The organism is Brevibacillus laterosporus, from assembly GCF_030489605.1.
Lineage (GTDB): Bacteria > Bacillota > Bacilli > Brevibacillales > Brevibacillaceae > Brevibacillus_B > Brevibacillus_B laterosporus_E.
Window position 1 is genome coordinate 18,170 of sequence record NZ_JAUKFY010000005.1, and the last position, 20,207, is coordinate 38,376.

Below are 20,207 nucleotides of genomic sequence, written 5' to 3' on the forward strand. Positions count from 1 at the left end.
TTCTCCTCCATTTATATGAGACTATACCTTATTGCTGGTGGGTACGAAATGATTGTAAATAGCGACCCAGCAGTTGTTCTAAAAAACGCTGAAAACCAGAAATTGGAGTCTGGTTCCCAGTGGAAGGCGTAGCAGCGGGAGAGATTAGAGGTGCTGTTTCCTGTCCCATTTGACTTTCCTGTAATGCTTTTTTTACATTGACATATCCGAACCCATATAATGAATCCCGACCGGGGGCTCCTAAGTCTGTTGCTGTCTTTTCTAGAATTTGTCTGACCTGTTTATTGCTAAGAGTGGGATTAACAGAACGGATTAAACTGGCCACCGCTGCGACATGCGGGCAAGCCATCGACGTCCCTGAGAGTGCCGCATAGTCTTTGTAAATATAAGTACTAGGAATATCTACTCCCGGCGCAACGACACTAACCGTTTTTCCATAATTGGAGAAGTCTGCCAGATTCTCATCCTGATCGACGGCTGAAACCCCAATTACTTCTGGAAAAGCAGCAGGATAGCTTGGTTGCTCGCTTGCATCGTTTCCAGTGGCAGCTACAAGTACTACATCATTTTGATCGGCATACGTACATGCTGCCTTTAAGGCTGCGGAGGACACATAGTTTCCCACACTTAAATTAATGATAGAAGCTCCATGGTCAACAGCCCACTCGATTCCCTGTGCAATGTCGATAGCACTACCGCTACCGTCTGCTCCAATTGCTTTAATAGGCATAATCTTACCTTTCCAAGAGATACCGGCGATCCCATCCTGATTATTGGTACGGGCGGCGATAATTCCCGCTACGTGCGTACCATGACCATTATCGTCTTGTGGGCGTTTGCTACCGTTTAATACATTGTATCCATTTACCAATTTCCCTTTGAACTCAGGATGGGTTAAGTCAACCCCTGTATCTACTACGGCTACAATGACTTGACTGGAGCCTTCCGTTATTTCCCAGCTTTGTTCCATACCTAGCTGGTTAAGATTCCATTGATAGCGTTTGTAGTAGGTATCATTAGGCTGTTTATTTGGCAGCAGTAAATAATTGGGTTCCGCATACACAGAGTCCGGATGTTCAGCAAAATACCTCATCAATTGTTCAGTAGACAACGTGCGGGATTTAATAATCATTGCCTTTTTAAAGTCCCGTTTTACATAGCCGTCAACCTTGTTCAGCATTTTTTGTAAATCTTGATTGGAAGGACGGGGAGTGAAGTGAACCACTACCTCTCGCTCTACATAATGGCTCTTATCTTTTTTGTTGTGATGAATGGTCTTGATATGCTGTCGACGCTCCATATCTCGGCGCATGTCCCGGACCTGCTCAACATAGTTAATTTTGGGAACCCGCACTTTATCTTGGGTTACAGTCGGCGGTTCTTTTTTGTTTTCTAGAGTTCGTGAGGTAGGGGATTTCACTGCTTGCGGCATTTGTTTTCCCGGAATGAGCCAGTTAGTTCCCGTAAATAAAACACCTGCTAAAAGGCCGACAAATAATAGTGTATAGATGGTTTTCACTTAAACTCCTCCCCACATTAGATTATCTTTAGCCTGTACGTTTCCCGGTTCTTTATGACGGAAAATCTTAGTGGGCAAATGGTTAAAAATAAAAGGGACAAAGCAAAATAGAAGAGAACGGGAAATGATCAAAGGAGGTATGTAAGGTGGAAAAGCAAAACAATAAGCAGGCTGCAAGTAATCAGTACGTTACGAAATCATATGATATCAATGATTACCAAAGTAATGACATACAAAGTAAAGGGTTAGCCGTGACGCATGAGCAGGTAAGTGATTCCTATGCGCTAGGGACTGTTGACGGGACAAACATTCGTGAAGAGGATAGTGAGGCAAGCGTCCGAACAGAGTAAAAAATACAGGCATCTCCTAATCGTGACATGATTTTTAGGGGATGCCTGTCATATCTATTCGTAAATATAGCTAATTCCGCCAATGTAAAAATACTGCTACCTACCTGTAGATACTGTTAGTATTCAGATTAGCTGCTTGATCCGTTTAATTATTAACAAAAAAATGTGTTCATCTTGATCCGTATTTTCCGTTTCCAAAGTCAAGCTTCATGGTAGGAGGACATTTTGGCTCCTTCCCTTACCTAAAGAAATGGGTTGTGTAACCTGATCATCTCAACAGAATAAGGTAGCAAACTTGAACTTCCCGTTATGACAATTGGAGCTTTAATCATGGGTAGCGCTGATTTATCTAAAATGTTAGAATAATCAAAAGGTTAAGAGGAATTAATTCATAAATGGAGAAATATGTATGTCGGAAAATCTTCTGAGTACATGAACCTAGAAAATCGGAGAGTGAAGGATATGAAAGTTGAAAGCATTCCAGCAACCCAAGAAAATAGTAACCTTAAAGATTACGATCGAACTTATGAAACCTTCCAATGGGCAGATGCTGAGAAACAATTCAGTTGGTACGAGACAGGCAAGGTTAACATGGCTTATGAGGCGATTGATCGTCATGCGAATTCAGAAAAGAAAGATAAAGTAGCGCTTGTCTATAGTGATTCTACACGAGAAGAAAGCTATACCTATGCTGAATTAAGAAGGCTTTCCAACCGTTTTGCTAACGTACTTCATGATTTGGGAGTAACTAAAGGAGATCGCGTATTTATTTTCATGCCACGTACTCCAGAGCTTTATGTAAGCTTGTTAGGGATCTTAAAGAATGGTGCTATTGTGGGTCCGTTATTTGAAGCCTTTATGGAGGCGGCTGTTCGAGATCGACTAGCCGATAGCGAAGCAGTAGCGATTGTGACAACTCCGGCCTTACTACCGCGCATTCCAATTAAGGAGCTACCTCACCTCAAGCATGTTATTGTAGTGGGGGCGAAAGGAGAGGCAACTGACGGACAAGTAAGCTATGAGAAACAAATGGAACAAGCTTCCGATGAATTCGACATGGTTTGGCTAGATCGAGAAGACGGAATGATTTTACACTATACATCAGGTTCCACTGGAAAACCAAAGGGCGTATTGCATGTGCACAATGCAATGATTCAGCATTACCAAACAGGAAAATGGGTATTGGATTTAAAAGATGATGATGTATACTGGTGTACCGCCGACCCAGGCTGGGTGACAGGGACATCTTATGGTATCTTTTCGCCTTGGCTCAATGGTGTAACCAATGTTGTCCGCGGTGGCCGCTTCACACCGGATGACTGGTATAAGACGCTGGAAAAAAATAAAATTACCGTCTGGTATAGTGCGCCAACCGCTTTTCGCATGCTGATGGGAGCGGGGGATGAATTAGTTCAAAAATACGATCTTTCTTCTTTGCGTCATATCTTGAGTGTAGGCGAGCCGCTTAATCCTGAAGTTGTGTATTGGGGTATGAAGGTTTTTGAAAAACGTATCCATGATAATTGGTGGATGACAGAAACAGGTGGGCAATTAATCTCCAATTATTCAAGTATGCCGATTAAGCCAGGTTCCATGGGTAAACCAGTACCGGGCGTCTATGCGACCATTTTGGATAATCAAGGAAATGAACTGCCGCCCAATCGCATGGGAAATTTGGCTATTAAAGCAGGCTGGCCCTCTATGATGCGGGCTATCTGGAAAAACCCCGCCAAGTATGAAGAATATTTCCACATACCTGGATGGTATATTTCAGGCGATTCTGCTTATAAGGATGAGGAAGGCTATTTCTGGTTCCAGGGGCGTATTGACGATGTAATCAATACTTCTGGTGAACGCGTTGGACCATTCGAAGTTGAGAGTAAATTGGTTGAACATCCTGCTGTCGCTGAAGCTGGGGTTATTGGAAAACCTGATCCTGTGCGTGGAGAAGTAATCAAGGCCTTTATTGCTTTGCGTGACGGGTATGAGCCCAGTGATGAGCTGATGGATGACATTAAGCGATTTGTCAAAGAAGGATTAGCAGCACATGCAGCACCTCGTGAGATTGAGTTCCGTGATAAGCTTCCAAAAACCCGTTCTGGTAAAATCATGCGTCGAGTGCTTAAAGCGTGGGAGCTGGGGCTGCCGACCGGCGATTTATCTACGATGGAAGACTAAAGGCAAAAGCCAAGCGGTCGAATAAATTCGGCTGCTTTTTCTATTTTCAGATATAAATGAAAATTCCTCCTGTTGAAGAAAATTTACTTGCAAAACAGAGCTATCTTCGCCTACTTTTATTATAAATACTTATCATACAAAGAGAGTAGGTAAATCCGTGTGAAAGTAAACCTCATCAAGCAGAGCCTGCCCCCTGAAACAGACAACAAACAGACTAAACCAGAGAGTCATCCCGTTATTGGTATACCATTTGTTCATTCGAGATCGATGTACACGCTTATTTTATTGCTTCATATCTTTGTTATTTGGTTTGCATTGCAACTAGATCCTGTTCATCCTAGTGAAGTTACCTATGCTATGATTACCTTGCATTTTATTACGATTGTTATGGGAATATGGATTTCTATTCAACCTTACGAGCATCGAAGGCAGGTTTTAAGCCTCCTGTTCCATGCATATTATGGATTTCTTACATCAGTTGATTTATTATTTATTTCCGGCAAGCTTATACATATCTTTTTTCATGTAACAGAGTGGTGGATGTACGCTCTACTTGGAGTCATTTATATAGGAGCTGGTCTGGAAATAGCTACGGCTGGGAAGTGGCGTTTAATCCTATCAGCTCAGCAATGCGAATATTCTTACAAGAAAGTAACAGCAGAGGAAGCAAGGAAGAGAGAAAAACATCTTACAAATGCAGCGCTTATTATTTTATTTCCATTAGCTTTCTTATTTGTTCTACCTTCCGCTACTACAAGACAGATTGGCATGGTAGTGCTTCTATTTGTCACAGCGTTATTATTTTTATTATTTGTACGCCAGTTGTCTCTTTATAAAATGGCTCGCAAGCATCCGGCTTGGATTATGTACCAAATTCAGAGAAAACAGCGGCGAAAATCAGTAGGCGGCTAAACCTGACAGTTGGGTAATATAGCTTTCTTCTGTTATACTAAATAGAAATAGACAGAAGATTGATACATAAGAGCGGGGGATCGGAGTGAAGAAACCATCTATAGCTATGACAATTGCAGGTTCCGATAGTGGCGGTGGAGCTGGAATACAGGCCGATCTTAAAACCTTCCATCAAAGAGGAGTTTATGGCACCAGTGCTCTTACTGCTATTACCGCTCAAAATACACAGGGTGTTCACGGTGTTCATGTAATGACCCCAGAGTTTGTTGCAGATCAAATCAGAGCAGTACTAGATGATTTGCCTGCTGATGCTGTTAAGACAGGCATGCTAGCTAATGCTCCAATTATAAAAGCGGTAGGAGAACAACTTCGCAACCATCAAGCAACCAAATTGGTAATTGATCCGGTTATGGTGGCTAAGGGCGGTGCCAAGTTACTTCAGGATGAAGCGATTCAAGCGCTTTTGACTCAGCTTCTCCCCCAAGCTCATGTGATTACTCCCAATTTACCGGAAGCTGAGGTTTTAGTGGGGAGAGCAATTCAAAATGTAGCTGATATGAAGGAAGCAGCAAAATATCTCCACGAATATGGTGTGGCTCACGTAGTAATGAAAGGTGGTCACATGCTTGATCACCGACTGACTGATCTATTATTTGATGGTCAATATTTTCATGAAGTTGAGCATGAACGAATTAACACTCGACATACACATGGAACAGGTTGTACATTCTCAGCATGCCTTACAGCCGAATTAGCTAAAGGAGCTGATACTGTAACTGCTTTCCATACTGCACAGCAGTTTATCGTAATGGCTATTCAAACGGCACCGAATCTTGGCTCTGGTCATGGGCCAACAAACCACTGGGTTCAGCTTCCACTCTAAGTTGCTCTTATGGAAAACCTCTCCCATTTTATGATCGCGATTTCACAAAATCATGTAGATAATTTTAACGGGAGAGGTGCTTTATTAGACAGGACGCATATGATAGTAGAATAACTATTCTGTTTTTTTACCTTTTCCGGAACAGCATTATCTATAGATGTAAGCGTTTTCGTAAACTAAGGAAGGAATGATGCTTCATGTGGGTTAAATGGGTAAGTATACACCAGTCGTATGGTTTGCCGAGAGCAGCTGAGGATTATCGGCAAAGATTAAAACTGGCTCATATCCGAAGTAGAATTACGTCCAAAAAGAGCGGAGCCACCTTCATTTATAATCTTCAGGTTCCCATTGGAGAAAAAGACAGAGCATTGCAGGTGCTTCATACCATGAAAAAAGAGATGCAATTATAATACCCAATATTCCCCTTGCTACTGATGTGTTTAACACGGAAATGCTAGTAGTAAGAGGAGGGATCACATGACTACTCAGGTGCTGGAAAGACCATCCACTGCAAAGCAGGTCTTTGGAAATACAGGAGAGAATGGTACAACAGGCCCAACTCGATACTTTGAGCCTGATTTGGTTTATTTTGAACCAGATGCGCTTTCCTTTCCACTTGGGAAACAATTGTATGAGAAATACCAGAAATCCGATATTCCTATTAAAATGACAACAAGCCACAATCAAGTGCGTGGAATTCCGGGGGATACGGAACTGCAACAATACCGCAATGCCAAACGTACTTTGGTGGTTGGAGTCAAAAAAACGCTTAAATTCGAACAGTCAAAGCCGTCTGCTGAATATGCACTTCCTCTGGCGACAGGGTGTGCTGCACACTGTCATTATTGCTATCTAAACACAAATATAGGTACGAAGCCATATGTTCGTGTCTATGTTAATACAGACGAAATTTTAGCAAAGGCCGAAGCATATATTCAGGAACGAGTACCCGAGATAACTCGATTTGAAGCGGCTTGTACGTCGGATCCGATCAATATTGAGCATCTTACAGGAAATCTAAAAAAAGCGATTGAATTTATGGGAAAGCAGCCATTGGGGCGCTTGCGCTTCGTGACTAAGTTCCATCAGGTTGACTCCTTACTGGATGCAAAGCATAACAAACATACTCGTTTTCGGTTTAGCATGAATGCAGATTATGTCATACGAAATTTTGAACCGGGGACCTCTTCCTTTGAACAGCGAATTGAGGCAGCGGGAAAGGTTGCGATGGCAGGATACCCGCTCGGTTTTATTATTGCACCACTGTACTGGTTTGATGGCTGGGAAGCAGGATATACAGATTTGTTGGAACGTCTCAGCTCACGACTAGATGAGGAAGCAAAAAAGGATATCACTTTTGAATTGATACAGCACCGATTTACAAAAATAGCTAAAGGGCTAATTTTAAAGAGATACCCAAAAACAAAATTAATCATGAATGAGGAAGAACGAAAATATAAATGGGGGAAGTATGGGAAAGGTAAGTATATCTATCCTGATATTCAAGCCAATGCATTAAAGACACATATGCAAAAAGAGATTGCTCGCCTCTTTCCTAATGCTAAGATTGAATATTTTACGTGACCTTTCTTTAATAAAAAAGATCGTGCGGATATCGTCTCGCATGATCTTTTTGTATGCACAGTGACATGTTTAGAAACCAGAAATTTATGGAAGGAATGAAAATAAATTACTAGACAGATAGCGTTCTCCACTGTCTGCACAAATAGCAAGCACTTTTTTTCCGGGGCCCAATTGTTTAGCTACCTGCAAGGCTGCATAAACTGCTGCACCGGAAGAAGGTCCGACTAGGATTGCCTCTTGTGAAGCAAGCTTGCGTGTCGTTTCAATAGCTTGCTCATCAGTTATATGAATGATTTCATCGTATACTTGTTGATTGAGAATAGGAGGGATAAAGCCTGGACTTGTGCCTACAATTTGATGGGGACCCGGCTTTCCACCTGCTAATACTGGTGATCCAGAGGGTTCTACTACAGCTATGTGCAGATACGGGTAATGCTGACGTAATACTTCACCGCATCCAGTAATGGTTCCACCAGTACCTGCCGTCGCCACAAATCCATCAAGCGAGCTTCCCATCTGTTCGATTATCTCTAAAGCAGTGCTATGCCGATGAATATCTGGATTTGAGGCATTCTCGAACTGCATAGGGATAAAGCTGTTTGAAATACTAGCGGCTAATTCCTTAGCTTTTCGAATGGCACCCGGCATTTTTTCGTCTCCAGGGGTGAGAATGACCTCAGCTCCATAAGCGCGTAACAGTTGAATGCGTTCGCGGGTCATTGTATCTGGCATAACAATGATGCAAGGGTATCCTTTAGCGGCACATGCCATTGCTAAACCAATGCCTGTATTACCGCTGGTTGGTTCAATGACAGTAGAACCGACTAGAAGAAGGCCGGCCTTTTCTGCTTGTACAAGCATATGATAGGCTGCTCGGTCTTTAACACTGCCGCTCGGGTTGTATTTTTCTAATTTTACAAAGACCTGTGCCATGTCTTGGCGTATCAATCGTTGTAGCTGGACAATCGGAGTGTGACCGATTAAATCAGCCATGGTTTGAGCAACACGCATGTACAATTCCTCCCTGTGGCTTTATTTTCATTGTTTCTTGTTAATTACATAATAACATATCGGAATTGTGTGTATAATGATTGGCTGCCTACGCAATATGTTTTTTCCTTTCGACAAATGATCGTTTCACATGGTAAAATGATATTCGTTTTGGTCTTACTGGGAGGGGTACAGATACGCATGAAATCCATTTTTATTACAGTCGAAGGCCCGATTGGGGTAGGGAAAACCTCTTTGTCAAAGGCGATCAGCAGGCAATGGGGCTTGGAGCTTTTGGAAGAGATTGTGTACGAGAATCCATTTTTGGACAAGTTCTACGAAAATATTTCGGAATGGAGCTTCCAGACTGAGATGTTCTTTCTTTGCAATCGCTATAAACAATTACAAGATATAGCAAAGCGGCTACATAGTGGGTACTCTGTTGTGGCTGATTATAATATTTTTAAAAATACAATATTTGCCAAAAGGACATTGAGTGAAGATAATTTACCAAAGTACCAGCAAATTTATGGCATCCTGACTAGTGATATTCCTCAAGCGAATTTAGTTATTTATTTAAAAGCTTCTGTCGAAACGGCGATGCAACGGATTGCGTTGCGCGGTCGGGAGATGGAACAAATGATTGAACGGTCTTATATGGAGAATTTGATCTCGGATTATGAGGAATTTATGCACCAATTTCAATTGATGCATCCTGCAATCCCAGTATTGACTATCGAATGTGATCAACTAGATTATGTAAACCAACCAGAAGATTTGGACTATGTTATAAAGCGTGTCGCACAATTTTTACCTAACAATCTAACTAAACAGCGATAAGGAGTTTATCATGTCGGTTTTTCAAACAAACGAATTACGTGAAAAGTATCAAATTCCAAGTGATGCGGTTATTACCATTGCTGGAATGGTGGGTGTAGGCAAATCAACGTTTACGAAAGCGCTAGCTGATTTGCTTGGATTCCGTGTTTCTTATGAAAAAGTAGACAATAATCCTTATTTGGATCGATTTTATGATGATTTATCGCGGTGGGGCTTTCATTTACAAATCTTTTTCCTCGCAGAACGCTTTAAGGAACAAAAACGTATCTTTGACTACGGTGGTGGATTCGTGCAGGACCGTTCTATTTATGAAGATACAGGCATATTTGCTAAGATGCTGCATGATCAGGGAAATATGACAGATGAGGATTATCAGACCTATACACAATTATTTGAAGCAATGGTGATGACACCTTATTTTCCGCATCCAGATGTGCTGATTTCTCTAGAGGGTAGCTTTGAGGATATCATTGATCGCATTCAGGAACGCGGTCGACCAATGGAACAACAAACTCCGCTTAGTTATTGGAAGGATCTCTATGCTAGGTATGACGAGTGGATTACTAATTTTACATCTTGTCCGGTATTGCGTGTTAATATCAATGAATACGATGTGATGGATGATATCAACTCTGTAGAGGTGGTATTAGCACGTTTGTCTGATAAAATTAATACAGCGCGTCACTACCGACGCTAGTTGTTCCGACGGCTTTGCTGAACAGAATAAGCAAAGCCGTCGTTTTGCTACACTGAAATACAGCGATCCTGCTTTAGAATTAATCATCTAGGGGCAAGAGGCTACTTGCAACAGAAGAACGCAAACCTAAAGTTTTCTTCAAACAGGTAAATGTAAAATCTACGGACCGGGGTATGATATAATAACCGAAGTAGTTACAAATGTAACAGACGAAATGAGAATTAAAGGAGTAGAGAGCATGGGAGACGCTTGGTTTGAAAAAAGCTTCCGAGAAGACTATCTGTTGGTATATCAGCATCGAGACGAGGCTTCTGCGGATCAAGAAATACATAACTTATTGGAACGTTTACCTATTAAGAGTGAGGGAAGAGTTCTAGACTTATGCTGTGGAAGCGGTCGACACTCGCGAGCTCTTGCAAAACGTGGTTATGAGGTAGTGGGAGTTGATTTATCTTCTGTGCTGTTAGAGCAGGCGGAGCTGCTTAATGACCAAAAGCAGGTTACGTATTATCAATATGATATGAGAGACATTCCGTTTGAGTCGGAATTTGATATTGTTGTTAATTTGTTTACGAGCTTTGGATATTTCTCTGATGATCAAGAGAGCGCTCAGGTTATTAAAAATATGGCGAAAGCTTTACGCTCGGGTGGAGAAGTTGTGATTGATTACCTGAACCCTAGCTATGTCAAAGAACATCTGGTTCCACAATCTGAACGAGAAGCAAATGGCTTATTGATTACAGAACGCCGTCGTCTTGAAGATGGTTTTGTAAAAAAAGAGATTACAATCCGCGACGTGGAAGCGAGAGAGCCGCGTATTTATCAGGAACAGGTAAGATTATTTGAATTAGAACAGATGATGGGAATGCTAGAGGACGCTGGATTTATTCAGATTCAGGTCTTTGGTGACTACGCCTTTAAACCATACGACAAGGTAAGTTCACCGCGTATGATTTTTCACGCGATAAAAAAGTAAAGTCGAAAAAAGGAAACGTTTACAAATAAAAAAAGCTTTTCAAAAGAGTGCTATAGCGGGTAAGCTAACAGGTAAAGTGCTACTCTCTCAGATTAATAAGGAGGTAACTATGGATATTCATAACCATGCTGCCCTAATGGAAATACTAGAAAAAGCATATGTAAATCACCAAGTTCAGATAACATATACAGACTGGGAAGGCGACGAGCAAGAAGACGAGGTAGTAACTACTTTTCGTGGGACTTTGCTAGAGGTGAGCCTAGTCGATAATGAGTTCGAGGAAAAAGATCTAGCCCTTCGTTTCTTAGAAGACGGCGATGAGGTGGAGCTTTTAATGGAAATCCCAGCAGACGAGCAAGACCTTGGCGTGAGTGAAGAACAACTAGTACGTATTTTCGGTACAGAGGCGGAGCTTGTTCTGGCAAAATGAGAAATGCTGAAACCTACGGATATTACGGTACGACTGAGCGGATGTCCCAGAAAGAATCGTACCATTTTCATAAATATGTAAAGAGGAAGAAAAACCGCCTTGTGCAAAAAGGGCATTTCTACATTGATGTAGATGCCCTGCAAAGGCTGTGTCATCTAGATTGCTTCAATTGTCATATTGTTCATCGTGAAACGTGTTGTGAGAATGGACAACCATATGCCGTACAGGACTGGCAACTTTCAATTATTGATGCAGAAAGTCGCTCTGTTGCTGCTGCCTATCTGAACGGTCGATCACAACAAAGGGTTATGGAGCATGGTTGCTTTGAATCGGCTGAACCAGGGGTTGTGCGTATGGAAAAAGGCTCCTGTCTATTCTATGGACAAGTAGATGGACAGCGCTGTTGCTTGCTTCATGCTCATGGGCTGCGCGAGCAAAAGGATGTGTATTCCATAAAACCGTTCAGTTGTCAGCTATACCCGATTGATTTAGTGATGATGGACAATGAACACATCCTCATAACTGCTTTAACGGAAGAGACAGCAGCCTTTTCACGCTGGGGACATGAATATTTGGACATATTCTATTGTGCTAACAAGGAAAAGCGTAAACAAGCAACGCATATTGATGAACACCTTTTTTCATTAGACGGATATCAGCCTGCTTATATCTGGGGCCGAGAGCTTATCGAACGCTCTTTTGGTGAGGAAGCGTATCAGGCGGTTATCGAAGCCATATATCAGTACAGCTAGAGAGGGAGAAACTGCTATGGACATGGAGTTAAAAGGAAAGACGGTCAAAGAATCACGCACGGTGAAAGCATCGCTTATCTTACCTTCAGATACCAATCATCATGGTACTATTTTTGGCGGGACGATTATGTCTTATGTTGATGAAGTGAGCGCTATTGCGGCAATGCGCCATTCACGCAAGCCAGTTGTGACAGCTTCGATTGATTCGGTTGACTTTATCGTACCCGCAAAGCTGGGCTTTTCGGTATGTGTGGACGCGTTCGTTACTTCCACGGGGCGTACATCCATCGAAGTCTTTGTTAAAATCATCAGCGAGAATTTGCAAACTGGGGAACGTCAATTAACCGCTACTTCGTTTGTCACTTTTGTCGCTTTAGATGAAAATGGTAAACCAACTCCTGTACCACCAATCATTCCAGAGACGGAAGAAGAAATTTATCTCTACCAAACGGCACCACAACGCATAAAAATGCGTAGGGAACGTCGGAATGCAACTCAACAGTTTTACGATTCATTAGATATTACGAAGGATATCTAGCAACAAAGAGAAGCCTTATCCCTGAAGCGAATACTGCTAGGGATTGGGCTTTTTTGTATGAGACTTAAAAAATAAAATAAATACCCAAAAATACTAGGGAAAAGGGAAAAAAAGCAGAATAAGTAAAATAGCTAACGTGAAGAAATAGCACCTATGGGATAGTACGCAACAAATATTCCACCCATAGGAGGTGAATCAGCCATTGTAGGCTGAGAAAAATGGGTATCAAACAAACAATAGGTACCAATTATCATAATTCACTCATCAGACTGTCTAAAAATTTCGATCCCGTTATGCACAGGTTTCGTAAAAGCTATGAGGATACTCAGAACCAAGGCTGGGTTATACCACTAGTATTAAAGCTTGTCCCAGATGTTAGAAGAATGATTGAATCCGTGAAAAATTTGGACTCAGAAGGAATTGTTAAATCGCTAAGCTCAGTGATACCAAGTGTTAGTATGATTGGGATTCCTTTTGCAGTTCCCTATTTGGGAGTGTCATCTGTATTAGGCTTTGGAATATCAGGACTAATATTATTTATTTCATTAAGCAGATATCTTTGGTTAATGACGCAGCTAGATAGTATTCATTTTCATATAGGAGCGTATCGGTTTTTAAAAAGAAGAGAGTATGATCTTTTTACAGGAAGCTTTTTGTTTTCGGATTTCTCCTTTAAAGGCTTGTTATATGTTGTAAATCATTCTCTGCATGGAGAAGAAGAATTAAACAAAACGTTTGAAAGACTAAAAAACGAATTTGATAGCTTTACATTTGCTCATCAAGCAAGGTATGAGGAAAAAGAATCCCATCTTTTAAAGCGAAACAATGAGCTAGAGGCAGAATTATTACGTCAAAAAGAGGTAATAAACTCGATTATTACGAAAGCAGATCAATCTCTTCATCAGCTATATGATGAACTAAGCGAGGCAAACTTATCCTCTGAATACATGGCGGATTTACTTGACCGACTAATCACAATTTTATACCGATATCGGAATGGTCGGTTTTCTGTTTCTGACTTAAAATTAATTGCAGACTTTACGATTTATAAGGTAGAAGGTGGATACCTTTTAAAAATTGCTGATGAGGGAACAAGTGGTCATAGCTTAGGGATGATCAGCATGGACTCCAAGGAACATGCCACGTGGGCGGCTGTGCAGGTTGTTAAAACCAAATCTACTGACCCTCTTTTCAATGAACCTCGGAAAAACTATTACATTGCTTCTTATCTGATGAGAATGGGGAATAATGAGCTGTGGGTGTATAATCTTCATTTTCATCGAGACCGGAACAAAAAAGCGGTAGACTTGACAATTCATGATATAATTGATAATAAATTACTGTTCAGATTGATACATGTTCTATGTCTTTTACTGCAAAGCACTGGATTTCCCAAGAAGGAGGAGAGCTCAGATGACCACCTCTTATCAAGATGACACAGACCTACGAAGAATCGTATCCTTAACCCAAAATGAAATCAATCAAAAACGACAAAAGACTGCTAAAGATATCATTCAGAGCTTTAATCTTATGGCAACCCGTGTTGTAGAAAAAAATAATATACAAATTGCCACGGCACTTAGTGGATCAAAGCATGCAGATATAAAGTCCTAAGCTATAGGGCTTTTTTATTTTGCTCTTGTAACGTTTACATTTTGTTGTTTCTCCATATACTGATAAAAAGGAGGAGGAAGGATGAAGGCTGGTTCTAAGCAGAATGTTTTTGATCTGAAATGCTATCCTCAAAGAATTCCGAATGAATCCATGAAACAAATCATTAAAAATCGCACAGAAAATGCAAATCGAATCCTTGCTCACTGGAATCAATATACAGAACGAATTCGTTTTCTTATGAAATAAGATACAGATATAACGATAAAATGCAGGAAGGCACAGAGGATTTTCATGACATCTGTGCCTTTTTTGAGTGCGTTGCTTTACAATTTAGTTGGTAGATAAGATATTTTCTTGTAGGATTTGTTCTGCTAAAGCTAAATCTACATGCAGTTCTCTGTCCTCCACAAGCTTTGGTATTACACGACGCAGACGCTGATATGCTTTTGCTGTTCCTTCTCCCAGTTTTCCAGTCGAGAATTCAATTGCTTGGCCTGCACAAATATATTCAATAGCTAAAACTTTACGCACATTGGCTAAAACGGTACGAAGTTTACGCGCTGCTGTCGTTCCCATGCTTACATGATCCTCCTGATTGGCAGAGGAAGGAATAGAATCAACAGAAGCCGGGTGACATAGTACCTTGTTCTCAGAAACGATCGAAGCAGCTACATATTGGGCGATCATAAATCCAGAATGCAAGCCGCCATTAGGTGTTAGAAATGCCGGTAGGTTACTGAGCTGAGGGTTAACGAGACGCTCTGTCCGGCGTTCCGAGATATTAGCTAATTCAGACATAGCAATTGCCAAAAAATCAGCTACCAACGCCATCGGTTGACCATGGAAATTACCGCCTGAAATGACATCTCCCGTTTCAGAAAATAGGATTGGATTATCTGTGACACTGTTGCATTCACGTGTTACTGTTTGCCAAACATACTCCAGTGTATCACGAGTAGCTCCATGTACTTGCGGGATACAACGCAGACTGTAGGCATCCTGTACTCGAATTTCTCCTTGTTCGGTTGTGCGTTCACTATTTGCCAGATGTTGCAGCATCCGTCGTGCGGACTCTTGTTGACCTGGATGAGGCCGTACAGCATGCAATTGGGCATCGTATGCTTTGGGAATTCCGTGAAGCGCTTCCACTGTTAACGAAGCAATAACCTCAGCATTTTCCATCAGAGAACGCGCATCATAAAGAGCAAGGCATAAGAGAGCGGTCATTGCCTGTGTACCATTAATTAATGCTAATCCCTCTTTTGCTCCTAAACGAACAGGAGTCAGATTAGCTTTTTGCAAAGCATCTTTACCTGACATCCGCTTTCCTTGATATTCGGCTTCTCCCTTACCCAGCATCACCAATACCATGTGAGCTAAGGGGGCCAAATCACCACTAGCCCCTAAAGAGCCCTGCTGAGGTATAATCGGATGAACACCGCGATTGCACATCTCTACTAACAATTGAAGGGTCTTTAAATGAATGCCTGAAAAACCTTGAGATAAAGCATTGATTCTTAGGACCATCATGGCACGAACCACTTCGGTAGGATAAGGCTCTCCCATTCCGCAAGCGTGGCTCATAATTAAATTTTCCTGCAGATGGCTTACATCCTCCTGAGAGATCATGACGTCTGAAAATTTACCAAACCCTGTAGTGATTCCATACACCACTTTTTCTTCACGGATTATTTCTTCCACCATTTCACGAGAGTGGAGTACTTTGGCTACTGCATCAGAAGAAAGAGAAATAGGATGATGCTTACGAGCTACCATAACAACCTGTTCAATTGAAAGAGAAGTACCGTCTAATGCTAGTGCGTGTTGAATGGACATTATAAATTTCCTCCTTTAGCAGAGCAGAGAGCGAAAATAAAAGGGGCTAGGAACGAATTCCTAACCCCTTGTTACCCTGATATATAGTTGACATGTCACATTTACATTGGCATGTTACCCTCATTCGCTATTCCTCGCTTTTCTTAATACCGTTATTATGTCAAAAGGATAGCCGCAGTGTCAATAAGAGTGTTTGTATAAATAGGCTGCGGGCGCGGGTCTTCACCCAAATTGGGCATTGGTCAGGGGTGCATATACTGGTTATTTATCATACCATGCTATATGTCTTGTAATCATGAAAGGATGGGGTTAATCGAATGGAAAGTAGTAGCATATATATGCCTGCCAGGGAAAAATATCCGCCTAAGGGAATGATGCCATCAAGGCCAGCACCAAAAAAGGAATATCCCAGAATGCCTGCAAGGCCCATGCAACCAATGCCAAGGATTCCTAGACAAAGGCCTACTTCTCCCGTGGTACAGCCCAAAATAGAGATCTATATCTTTAAGTATCATTTCCATTATGAAAAAATGATGGGCTATGAGGATAAATGCATGCGATATAGAAGATCTCCAAGGCATTACCACAAATATTATCAAATGTATAAGCATCACAAGAAAAAAATGAATTATTACTACCAAAAATGTTATGCTTACGACCATCATCCAAGTGATTCATGTAGCTCGCATTCTACCTCTCACTCCTACTCTGCATCCAGTTGTTCATCTTCAGCTTCTAGTTCTTCCCACTATGCAAAGCCTTACAAAGATGGCGGTTGTAAGTGCGGAGGTAAATGTGGAGGCGCATGTGGAGGCGCATGCAGCGGTAAGTGTGGTCGTTGGAAAAAATAGCCGCTAACAAGCATAAACGTTTCATACTAGTTAGGTCCCACTATCCCTGCGATTGTGGGCTTATTTTTATATATAGGTTTATAGATAAATGGATTCTTGAGCCTGATGATTGGCCAGCATTTCATTACGCAGTTTCAAAAGGGCTTCATCCTTATTTTTACATTCAAGCATAATGTCAATATTATAGTCCTCTAATAGAGGGAGATAGGACATAAAGTCCTCATACAAGATATCATCTGCGTGACTTCGGTACTCTTTGTCAGATTTAGGTGTAGAAAAGTGCATTTTAACTATCCGAGTTCCCCACGTTTTGATGATACGGGGTAAGTATTCAGCTAAATCCTCCCCATTATGAAGGCAGCGATGATGATGGATATCGAGTACCATAGGTATCTTAATACGCTCACATAAGTTTAAAACTTCGCGCATAGTAAAAGAAGTATCGTCATTTTCTACGACGAGGCGCCTTTTTATTTTTTCTGGCAGCTGTAAAAAATTTTCCTCAAATCGATTGAGCGAGCTTTCTTTATCACCATAAACGCCTCCTACATGCGTGACTAACACCGAGTTTTCATCCAGGCCCATTAAATCAAAGACAGAGGCATGATAATCAAAATCTTTAATGGTGCTCTCCAAAACTTTTTTAGACGGCGTATTTAAAATGCTGTAATGACCTGGATGGGCGGTCATTCGTATGCCATGCTCACGAATATATTCGCCTACCTTATTAAAATCCCACGTGAACTCCTTTGCCCAATCCCATTGTTCTGCAACAGAATGAGTAGCAAAAGGCACAAATTCAGAAGGCAATCGGTATAAAAATATTCCATGCTCTACATTGTATTTCAACAGATCTAAGAGATTAAAAAAATTGGTTTGCATGATTTTTCGTAGTTTTTTTAACTGATCAGGAGGAGAAAGCTTAGCGAGTTGTCCCAATGTCGTTTTTTTATTTGGATTATTCTTGGTTGCCATACTGATGCAGGCATAGCCCAGACGGATCAATCATGCTCATTCCTTTCTCCAAACGGTTGATTAGGTGTAGTATTACCCGATCTCATGAAAAAAAGAATACATGAATGTAAGAAGAAGGTGGAAACATAAGCATGATCTGGATTATAGAGGAGGAGTTAACATGGCAGAACATGTTTTAGCCGAACAATATCGCGATGGCCTTCAGACATTTGGACAAATGATGCCAAATGTATTGCAAGCCTACAATCAATTTACGAGCGCTTGTTTTGCTTCGGGTGCGATTGATAGCAAACAGAAGCACTTAATGGCCCTTGGAATTTCTTTATATGCAGGTAATGAACACTGTATTGTCTATCATATGGAGGCTGCCTTAGCTGAGGGTGCTAGCCAGCAGGAGATTGCAGAAACAGTGGGCGTCTCTGGAGCGTATGGAGGCGGAACAACTTTTTCGCATGGTGTGATTTTGGTTACCGAGGTTATGAAAGAAAAAAATCAAATTCAATAAAAATATGGTAAAAAAGATGGTAGCCAGAAAATGGCTTAACCATCTTTTTTACAAGTAGCTTGGGGCAATATGTAATGCATTTTTTGACTGCATTAAACGCAAGTGTTAGCAAGAGTAGGAGCAACTTTCTCCATTTTTTTAGCCTGGATTTTCATAGGGAAGTACCTCCTTTCTGTTGGTATTTGACGAATACAGAAAAAGAACTAGTCTTACATTAAACGCAAGTGTTAGCAAGAGTAGGAGCGACTTTTTCCATTTTTTTAGCTTGGATTTTCATAGTGGTACCCCCTTTGTGCTGTGAGTTTATTCATTTTGTAGCTTTCAAAAAAAGGACCTAATTCTAAATTAAACGCAAGTGTTAGCAAGAGTAGGAGCAACTTTCTCCATTTTTTTAGCCTGAATTTTCATAAGTAAGTACCTCCTTTGTTATTCGTTTTTGTAAGACATGCTCAGTATAAAGTATATTCTGAATATTTACAATATTTTTTTGATAAACTATTTTTATGTATATTGAAATAACGCTTTTTTATTTCTGACAACATTTTTACAAATGTCCGGAATTTGGAAGAAAAACGATTGTAATCATGCTTTTTCGCAATCTTTTCGTGAAAAATGTTGTATAATAGGAATACAAGAGGGAAATAACGGAGGATATCGTATTTACGATAGATGTTACATAACGGTTCACGGAGAGGAGAGATGGGAATTTGACCAATGTCACCTGCCAAATTGCTCCCGGTGTTTGGACGATTATCACTTATGAAGACTCATGGAAAAGTTACATCAATAATTATGTAGTGGAACGAAATGGACGGTTTTATTTAATTGATACAAATCTTAAAAAGCATCGTTCGTATTTTCAGCAAGCACTTGAGGATATTGGTGCTACTTCTGATAAAGTGGAAGATGTGCTATGTACTCATCGTTTGCCTGATCATATTGGAAATGTGGAATTGTTTTCCACCAGCCAAAATTGGATTCACCTGCATGATTTTTTTGAACTAGATGATTTTTCTCAAACGTTATTCGGTCATTCCTTTACGGGAGAAAAAGGGCAGATTGGGCTGTTTTCATTTGTGAACTTACCGACCTATACTGAGGGCTCAGTAGCTTTTTTTGATTCCGAAACAAATATTTGTTTTATTGGTGATCACCTTCATTTTTTTGGCATGGACATTGAGCAGGTGATCGGTTATCAGGAGAAATGCCGAAAAGAGCTTATTTTTTATTTCGGGGCATGGTTACAACGTTGTCCTGACGTAGAGCAGGTTATAGGATTCTTAGAAGCAACAAAATCATTACTACAATGGCCTATTGAAATATTGGCGACAGGGCATGGTCCGATTCTACAAGGTAATATTCCGCAATTCCTCCAGGAAATCGTGGAGATACTGTCTCAATACACGGAGCAACGCTTGGCTTAAATCCATGAGAGATGGACTAGTAACAAAAGAAGCCCTTAGCTCTAAGGCTGTAAAAATGAATACATGACGAATGCATAGCAGGAATATAAAAACTCTTGTCCACAGTCTGACCCGATTCTTCAAGTGAATCGGGTTTTATAGGCTGAGAAAATTAAGTGAGCGGGCATTTCTTGCATGTCCTGAAGTTTCAGTCGTTCCTAAGTAAGGGGGTTAGCGTATATTTTCGTTAAAATGCGGGCATAACCCAATTAATAAAATAGACTGGAAAAATAAAAAACAATCATATCAAGTAAAGCTCATGATACAACTGGTTTTTTATATGATTAACATTTTCTTATTTTATATCTATACAG

22 protein-coding genes are annotated in these 20,207 nt (G+C 40.8%); 18 read left to right on the forward strand and 4 right to left on the reverse strand.

All coding sequences use genetic code 11. The features are described from left to right. Positions 1-28 precede the first annotated feature (28 nt). The gene (locus QZ995_RS07220) at positions 29-1,519 is read right to left on the reverse strand and encodes a S8 family peptidase (RefSeq protein ID WP_301804930.1); all 1,491 of its coding nucleotides are present in this window, start codon (positions 1,517-1,519) and stop codon (positions 29-31) included. Positions 1,520-1,665: 146 nt separating this feature from the next. Between QZ995_RS07220 and QZ995_RS07225 the strand changes: the two genes are divergently transcribed. From QZ995_RS07225 to splB, 6 genes are all read left to right on the forward strand, one after another. Continuing rightward, positions 1,666-1,869: a YozQ family protein gene (locus QZ995_RS07225; RefSeq protein ID WP_301804932.1), complete on the forward strand. Its 204-nt coding sequence runs from the start codon at positions 1,666-1,668 to the stop codon at positions 1,867-1,869. A 462-nt stretch (positions 1,870-2,331) separates the two neighbouring features. Next, entirely contained in the window at positions 2,332-4,047 is a 1,716-nt protein-coding gene (acsA, locus tag QZ995_RS07230) for an acetate--CoA ligase (RefSeq protein WP_301804934.1), read from the forward strand. A 159-nt stretch (positions 4,048-4,206) separates the two neighbouring features. Further along, a complete protein-coding gene (locus QZ995_RS07235; protein ID WP_301804936.1) occupies positions 4,207-4,959 on the forward strand; it encodes a hypothetical protein in 753 nt (250 codons plus the stop codon). Positions 4,960-5,044: 85 nt separating this feature from the next. Then, a complete protein-coding gene (gene thiD, locus QZ995_RS07240) occupies positions 5,045-5,842 on the forward strand; it encodes a bifunctional hydroxymethylpyrimidine kinase/phosphomethylpyrimidine kinase (protein ID WP_301804937.1) in 798 nt (265 codons plus the stop codon). A 197-nt stretch (positions 5,843-6,039) separates the two neighbouring features. Further along, positions 6,040-6,252 (forward strand): SPOR domain-containing protein, encoded by a 213-nt coding sequence (locus tag QZ995_RS07245; RefSeq protein WP_003338143.1) that lies wholly within the window; start codon positions 6,040-6,042, stop codon positions 6,250-6,252. Between the two features lie 67 nt (positions 6,253-6,319). Beyond that, positions 6,320-7,426, forward strand: a complete 1,107-nt coding sequence (gene splB, locus QZ995_RS07250) for a spore photoproduct lyase (protein ID WP_301804943.1) — start codon at positions 6,320-6,322, stop codon at positions 7,424-7,426. Between the two features lie 84 nt (positions 7,427-7,510). On the opposite strand, the gene cysK is transcribed toward splB, so the two are convergent. Beyond that, a complete protein-coding gene (gene cysK, locus QZ995_RS07255) occupies positions 7,511-8,437 on the reverse strand; it encodes a cysteine synthase A (protein WP_301804945.1) in 927 nt (308 codons plus the stop codon). A 180-nt stretch (positions 8,438-8,617) separates the two neighbouring features. On the opposite strand from cysK, the gene QZ995_RS07260 reads away from it, so the two are divergent. The 9 genes from QZ995_RS07260 to QZ995_RS07300 all read left to right on the forward strand — a co-directional run bounded on the left by QZ995_RS07260 (position 8,618) and on the right by QZ995_RS07300 (position 14,509). After that, complete coding sequence (locus tag QZ995_RS07260) at positions 8,618-9,256, forward strand: deoxynucleoside kinase (protein WP_301804946.1); 639 nt, start codon at positions 8,618-8,620, stop codon at positions 9,254-9,256. A 10-nt stretch (positions 9,257-9,266) separates the two neighbouring features. Then, complete coding sequence (locus tag QZ995_RS07265; RefSeq protein ID WP_301804949.1) at positions 9,267-9,953, forward strand: deoxynucleoside kinase; 687 nt, start codon at positions 9,267-9,269, stop codon at positions 9,951-9,953. A gap of 238 nt (positions 9,954-10,191) precedes the next feature. Continuing rightward, positions 10,192-10,929 carry a class I SAM-dependent methyltransferase gene (locus QZ995_RS07270; RefSeq protein WP_301804950.1) on the forward strand — a complete coding sequence of 246 codons (738 nt, stop codon included), beginning with the start codon at positions 10,192-10,194 and terminating at the stop codon, positions 10,927-10,929. Between the two features lie 109 nt (positions 10,930-11,038). Further along, a complete protein-coding gene (locus QZ995_RS07275; protein ID WP_301804951.1) occupies positions 11,039-11,359 on the forward strand; it encodes a hypothetical protein in 321 nt (106 codons plus the stop codon). Next, a complete protein-coding gene (locus tag QZ995_RS07280; protein WP_301804952.1) occupies positions 11,356-12,111 on the forward strand; it encodes a DUF3109 domain-containing protein in 756 nt (251 codons plus the stop codon). The genes QZ995_RS07275 and QZ995_RS07280 overlap by 4 nt, the downstream gene beginning before the upstream one ends. A gap of 16 nt (positions 12,112-12,127) precedes the next feature. Then, positions 12,128-12,649 (forward strand): acyl-CoA thioesterase, encoded by a 522-nt coding sequence (locus QZ995_RS07285; protein WP_031414133.1) that lies wholly within the window; start codon positions 12,128-12,130, stop codon positions 12,647-12,649. A gap of 218 nt (positions 12,650-12,867) precedes the next feature. After that, positions 12,868-14,085, forward strand: coding sequence for a hypothetical protein (locus tag QZ995_RS07290; protein WP_301804956.1), 1,218 nt, complete (start codon positions 12,868-12,870; stop codon positions 14,083-14,085). Beyond that, positions 14,063-14,263 (forward strand): hypothetical protein, encoded by a 201-nt coding sequence (locus QZ995_RS07295; protein ID WP_301804959.1) that lies wholly within the window; start codon positions 14,063-14,065, stop codon positions 14,261-14,263. The genes QZ995_RS07290 and QZ995_RS07295 overlap by 23 nt, the downstream gene beginning before the upstream one ends. 81 nt (positions 14,264-14,344) lie before the next feature. Further along, positions 14,345-14,509 carry a hypothetical protein gene (locus tag QZ995_RS07300; RefSeq protein WP_301804962.1) on the forward strand — a complete coding sequence of 55 codons (165 nt, stop codon included), beginning with the start codon at positions 14,345-14,347 and terminating at the stop codon, positions 14,507-14,509. Positions 14,510-14,593: 84 nt separating this feature from the next. Here the strand turns inward: QZ995_RS07300 and hutH are convergent, their stop codons facing one another. Then, positions 14,594-16,099 carry a histidine ammonia-lyase gene (gene hutH / locus QZ995_RS07305; protein ID WP_301804964.1) on the reverse strand — a complete coding sequence of 502 codons (1,506 nt, stop codon included), beginning with the start codon at positions 16,097-16,099 and terminating at the stop codon, positions 14,594-14,596. 648 nt (positions 16,100-16,747) lie between these two features. On the opposite strand from hutH, the gene QZ995_RS07310 reads away from it, so the two are divergent. Beyond that, positions 16,748-16,957 (forward strand): hypothetical protein, encoded by a 210-nt coding sequence (locus QZ995_RS07310; protein ID WP_301804967.1) that lies wholly within the window; start codon positions 16,748-16,750, stop codon positions 16,955-16,957. A 71-nt stretch (positions 16,958-17,028) separates the two neighbouring features. Here the strand turns inward: QZ995_RS07310 and uvsE are convergent, their stop codons facing one another. After that, complete coding sequence (uvsE, locus tag QZ995_RS07315; RefSeq protein ID WP_301804970.1) at positions 17,029-17,955, reverse strand: UV DNA damage repair endonuclease UvsE; 927 nt, start codon at positions 17,953-17,955, stop codon at positions 17,029-17,031. 130 nt (positions 17,956-18,085) lie between these two features. On the opposite strand from uvsE, the gene QZ995_RS07320 reads away from it, so the two are divergent. Both QZ995_RS07320 and QZ995_RS07325 read left to right on the forward strand, forming a co-directional pair. Beyond that, positions 18,086-18,430 (forward strand): carboxymuconolactone decarboxylase family protein, encoded by a 345-nt coding sequence (locus QZ995_RS07320; protein ID WP_301804973.1) that lies wholly within the window; start codon positions 18,086-18,088, stop codon positions 18,428-18,430. Positions 18,431-19,137: 707 nt separating this feature from the next. After that, complete coding sequence (locus QZ995_RS07325; protein ID WP_301804975.1) at positions 19,138-19,854, forward strand: MBL fold metallo-hydrolase; 717 nt, start codon at positions 19,138-19,140, stop codon at positions 19,852-19,854. Positions 19,855-20,207 lie beyond the last annotated feature (353 nt).

Excerpts from the sequence above, each read along its gene's own strand:
- QZ995_RS07275 (WP_301804951.1), top strand. The coding sequence starts at position 11,039 with ATGGATATTCATAACCATGCTGCCCTAATGGAAATACTAGAAAAAGCA.
- QZ995_RS07285 (WP_031414133.1), top strand. The coding sequence starts at position 12,128 with ATGGACATGGAGTTAAAAGGAAAGACGGTCAAAGAATCACGCACGGTG.
- QZ995_RS07290 (WP_301804956.1), top strand. The coding sequence starts at position 12,868 with ATGGGTATCAAACAAACAATAGGTACCAATTATCATAATTCACTCATC.
- QZ995_RS07280 (WP_301804952.1), top strand. The coding sequence starts at position 11,356 with ATGAGAAATGCTGAAACCTACGGATATTACGGTACGACTGAGCGGATG.
- QZ995_RS07300 (WP_301804962.1), top strand. The coding sequence starts at position 14,345 with ATGAAGGCTGGTTCTAAGCAGAATGTTTTTGATCTGAAATGCTATCCT.
- QZ995_RS07265 (WP_301804949.1), top strand. The coding sequence starts at position 9,267 with ATGTCGGTTTTTCAAACAAACGAATTACGTGAAAAGTATCAAATTCCA.
- QZ995_RS07260 (WP_301804946.1), top strand. The coding sequence starts at position 8,618 with ATGAAATCCATTTTTATTACAGTCGAAGGCCCGATTGGGGTAGGGAAA.
- QZ995_RS07245 (WP_003338143.1), top strand. The coding sequence starts at position 6,040 with ATGTGGGTTAAATGGGTAAGTATACACCAGTCGTATGGTTTGCCGAGA.
- splB (WP_301804943.1), top strand. The coding sequence starts at position 6,320 with ATGACTACTCAGGTGCTGGAAAGACCATCCACTGCAAAGCAGGTCTTT.
- QZ995_RS07310 (WP_301804967.1), top strand. The coding sequence starts at position 16,748 with ATGCTTACGACCATCATCCAAGTGATTCATGTAGCTCGCATTCTACCT.
- QZ995_RS07320 (WP_301804973.1), top strand. The coding sequence starts at position 18,086 with ATGGCAGAACATGTTTTAGCCGAACAATATCGCGATGGCCTTCAGACA.
- cysK (WP_301804945.1), bottom strand. The coding sequence starts at position 8,437 with ATGCGTGTTGCTCAAACCATGGCTGATTTAATCGGTCACACTCCGATT.
- QZ995_RS07270 (WP_301804950.1), top strand. The coding sequence starts at position 10,192 with ATGGGAGACGCTTGGTTTGAAAAAAGCTTCCGAGAAGACTATCTGTTG.
- QZ995_RS07295 (WP_301804959.1), top strand. The coding sequence starts at position 14,063 with ATGACCACCTCTTATCAAGATGACACAGACCTACGAAGAATCGTATCC.
- acsA (WP_301804934.1), top strand. The coding sequence starts at position 2,332 with ATGAAAGTTGAAAGCATTCCAGCAACCCAAGAAAATAGTAACCTTAAA.
- hutH (WP_301804964.1), bottom strand. The coding sequence starts at position 16,099 with ATGTCCATTCAACACGCACTAGCATTAGACGGTACTTCTCTTTCAATT.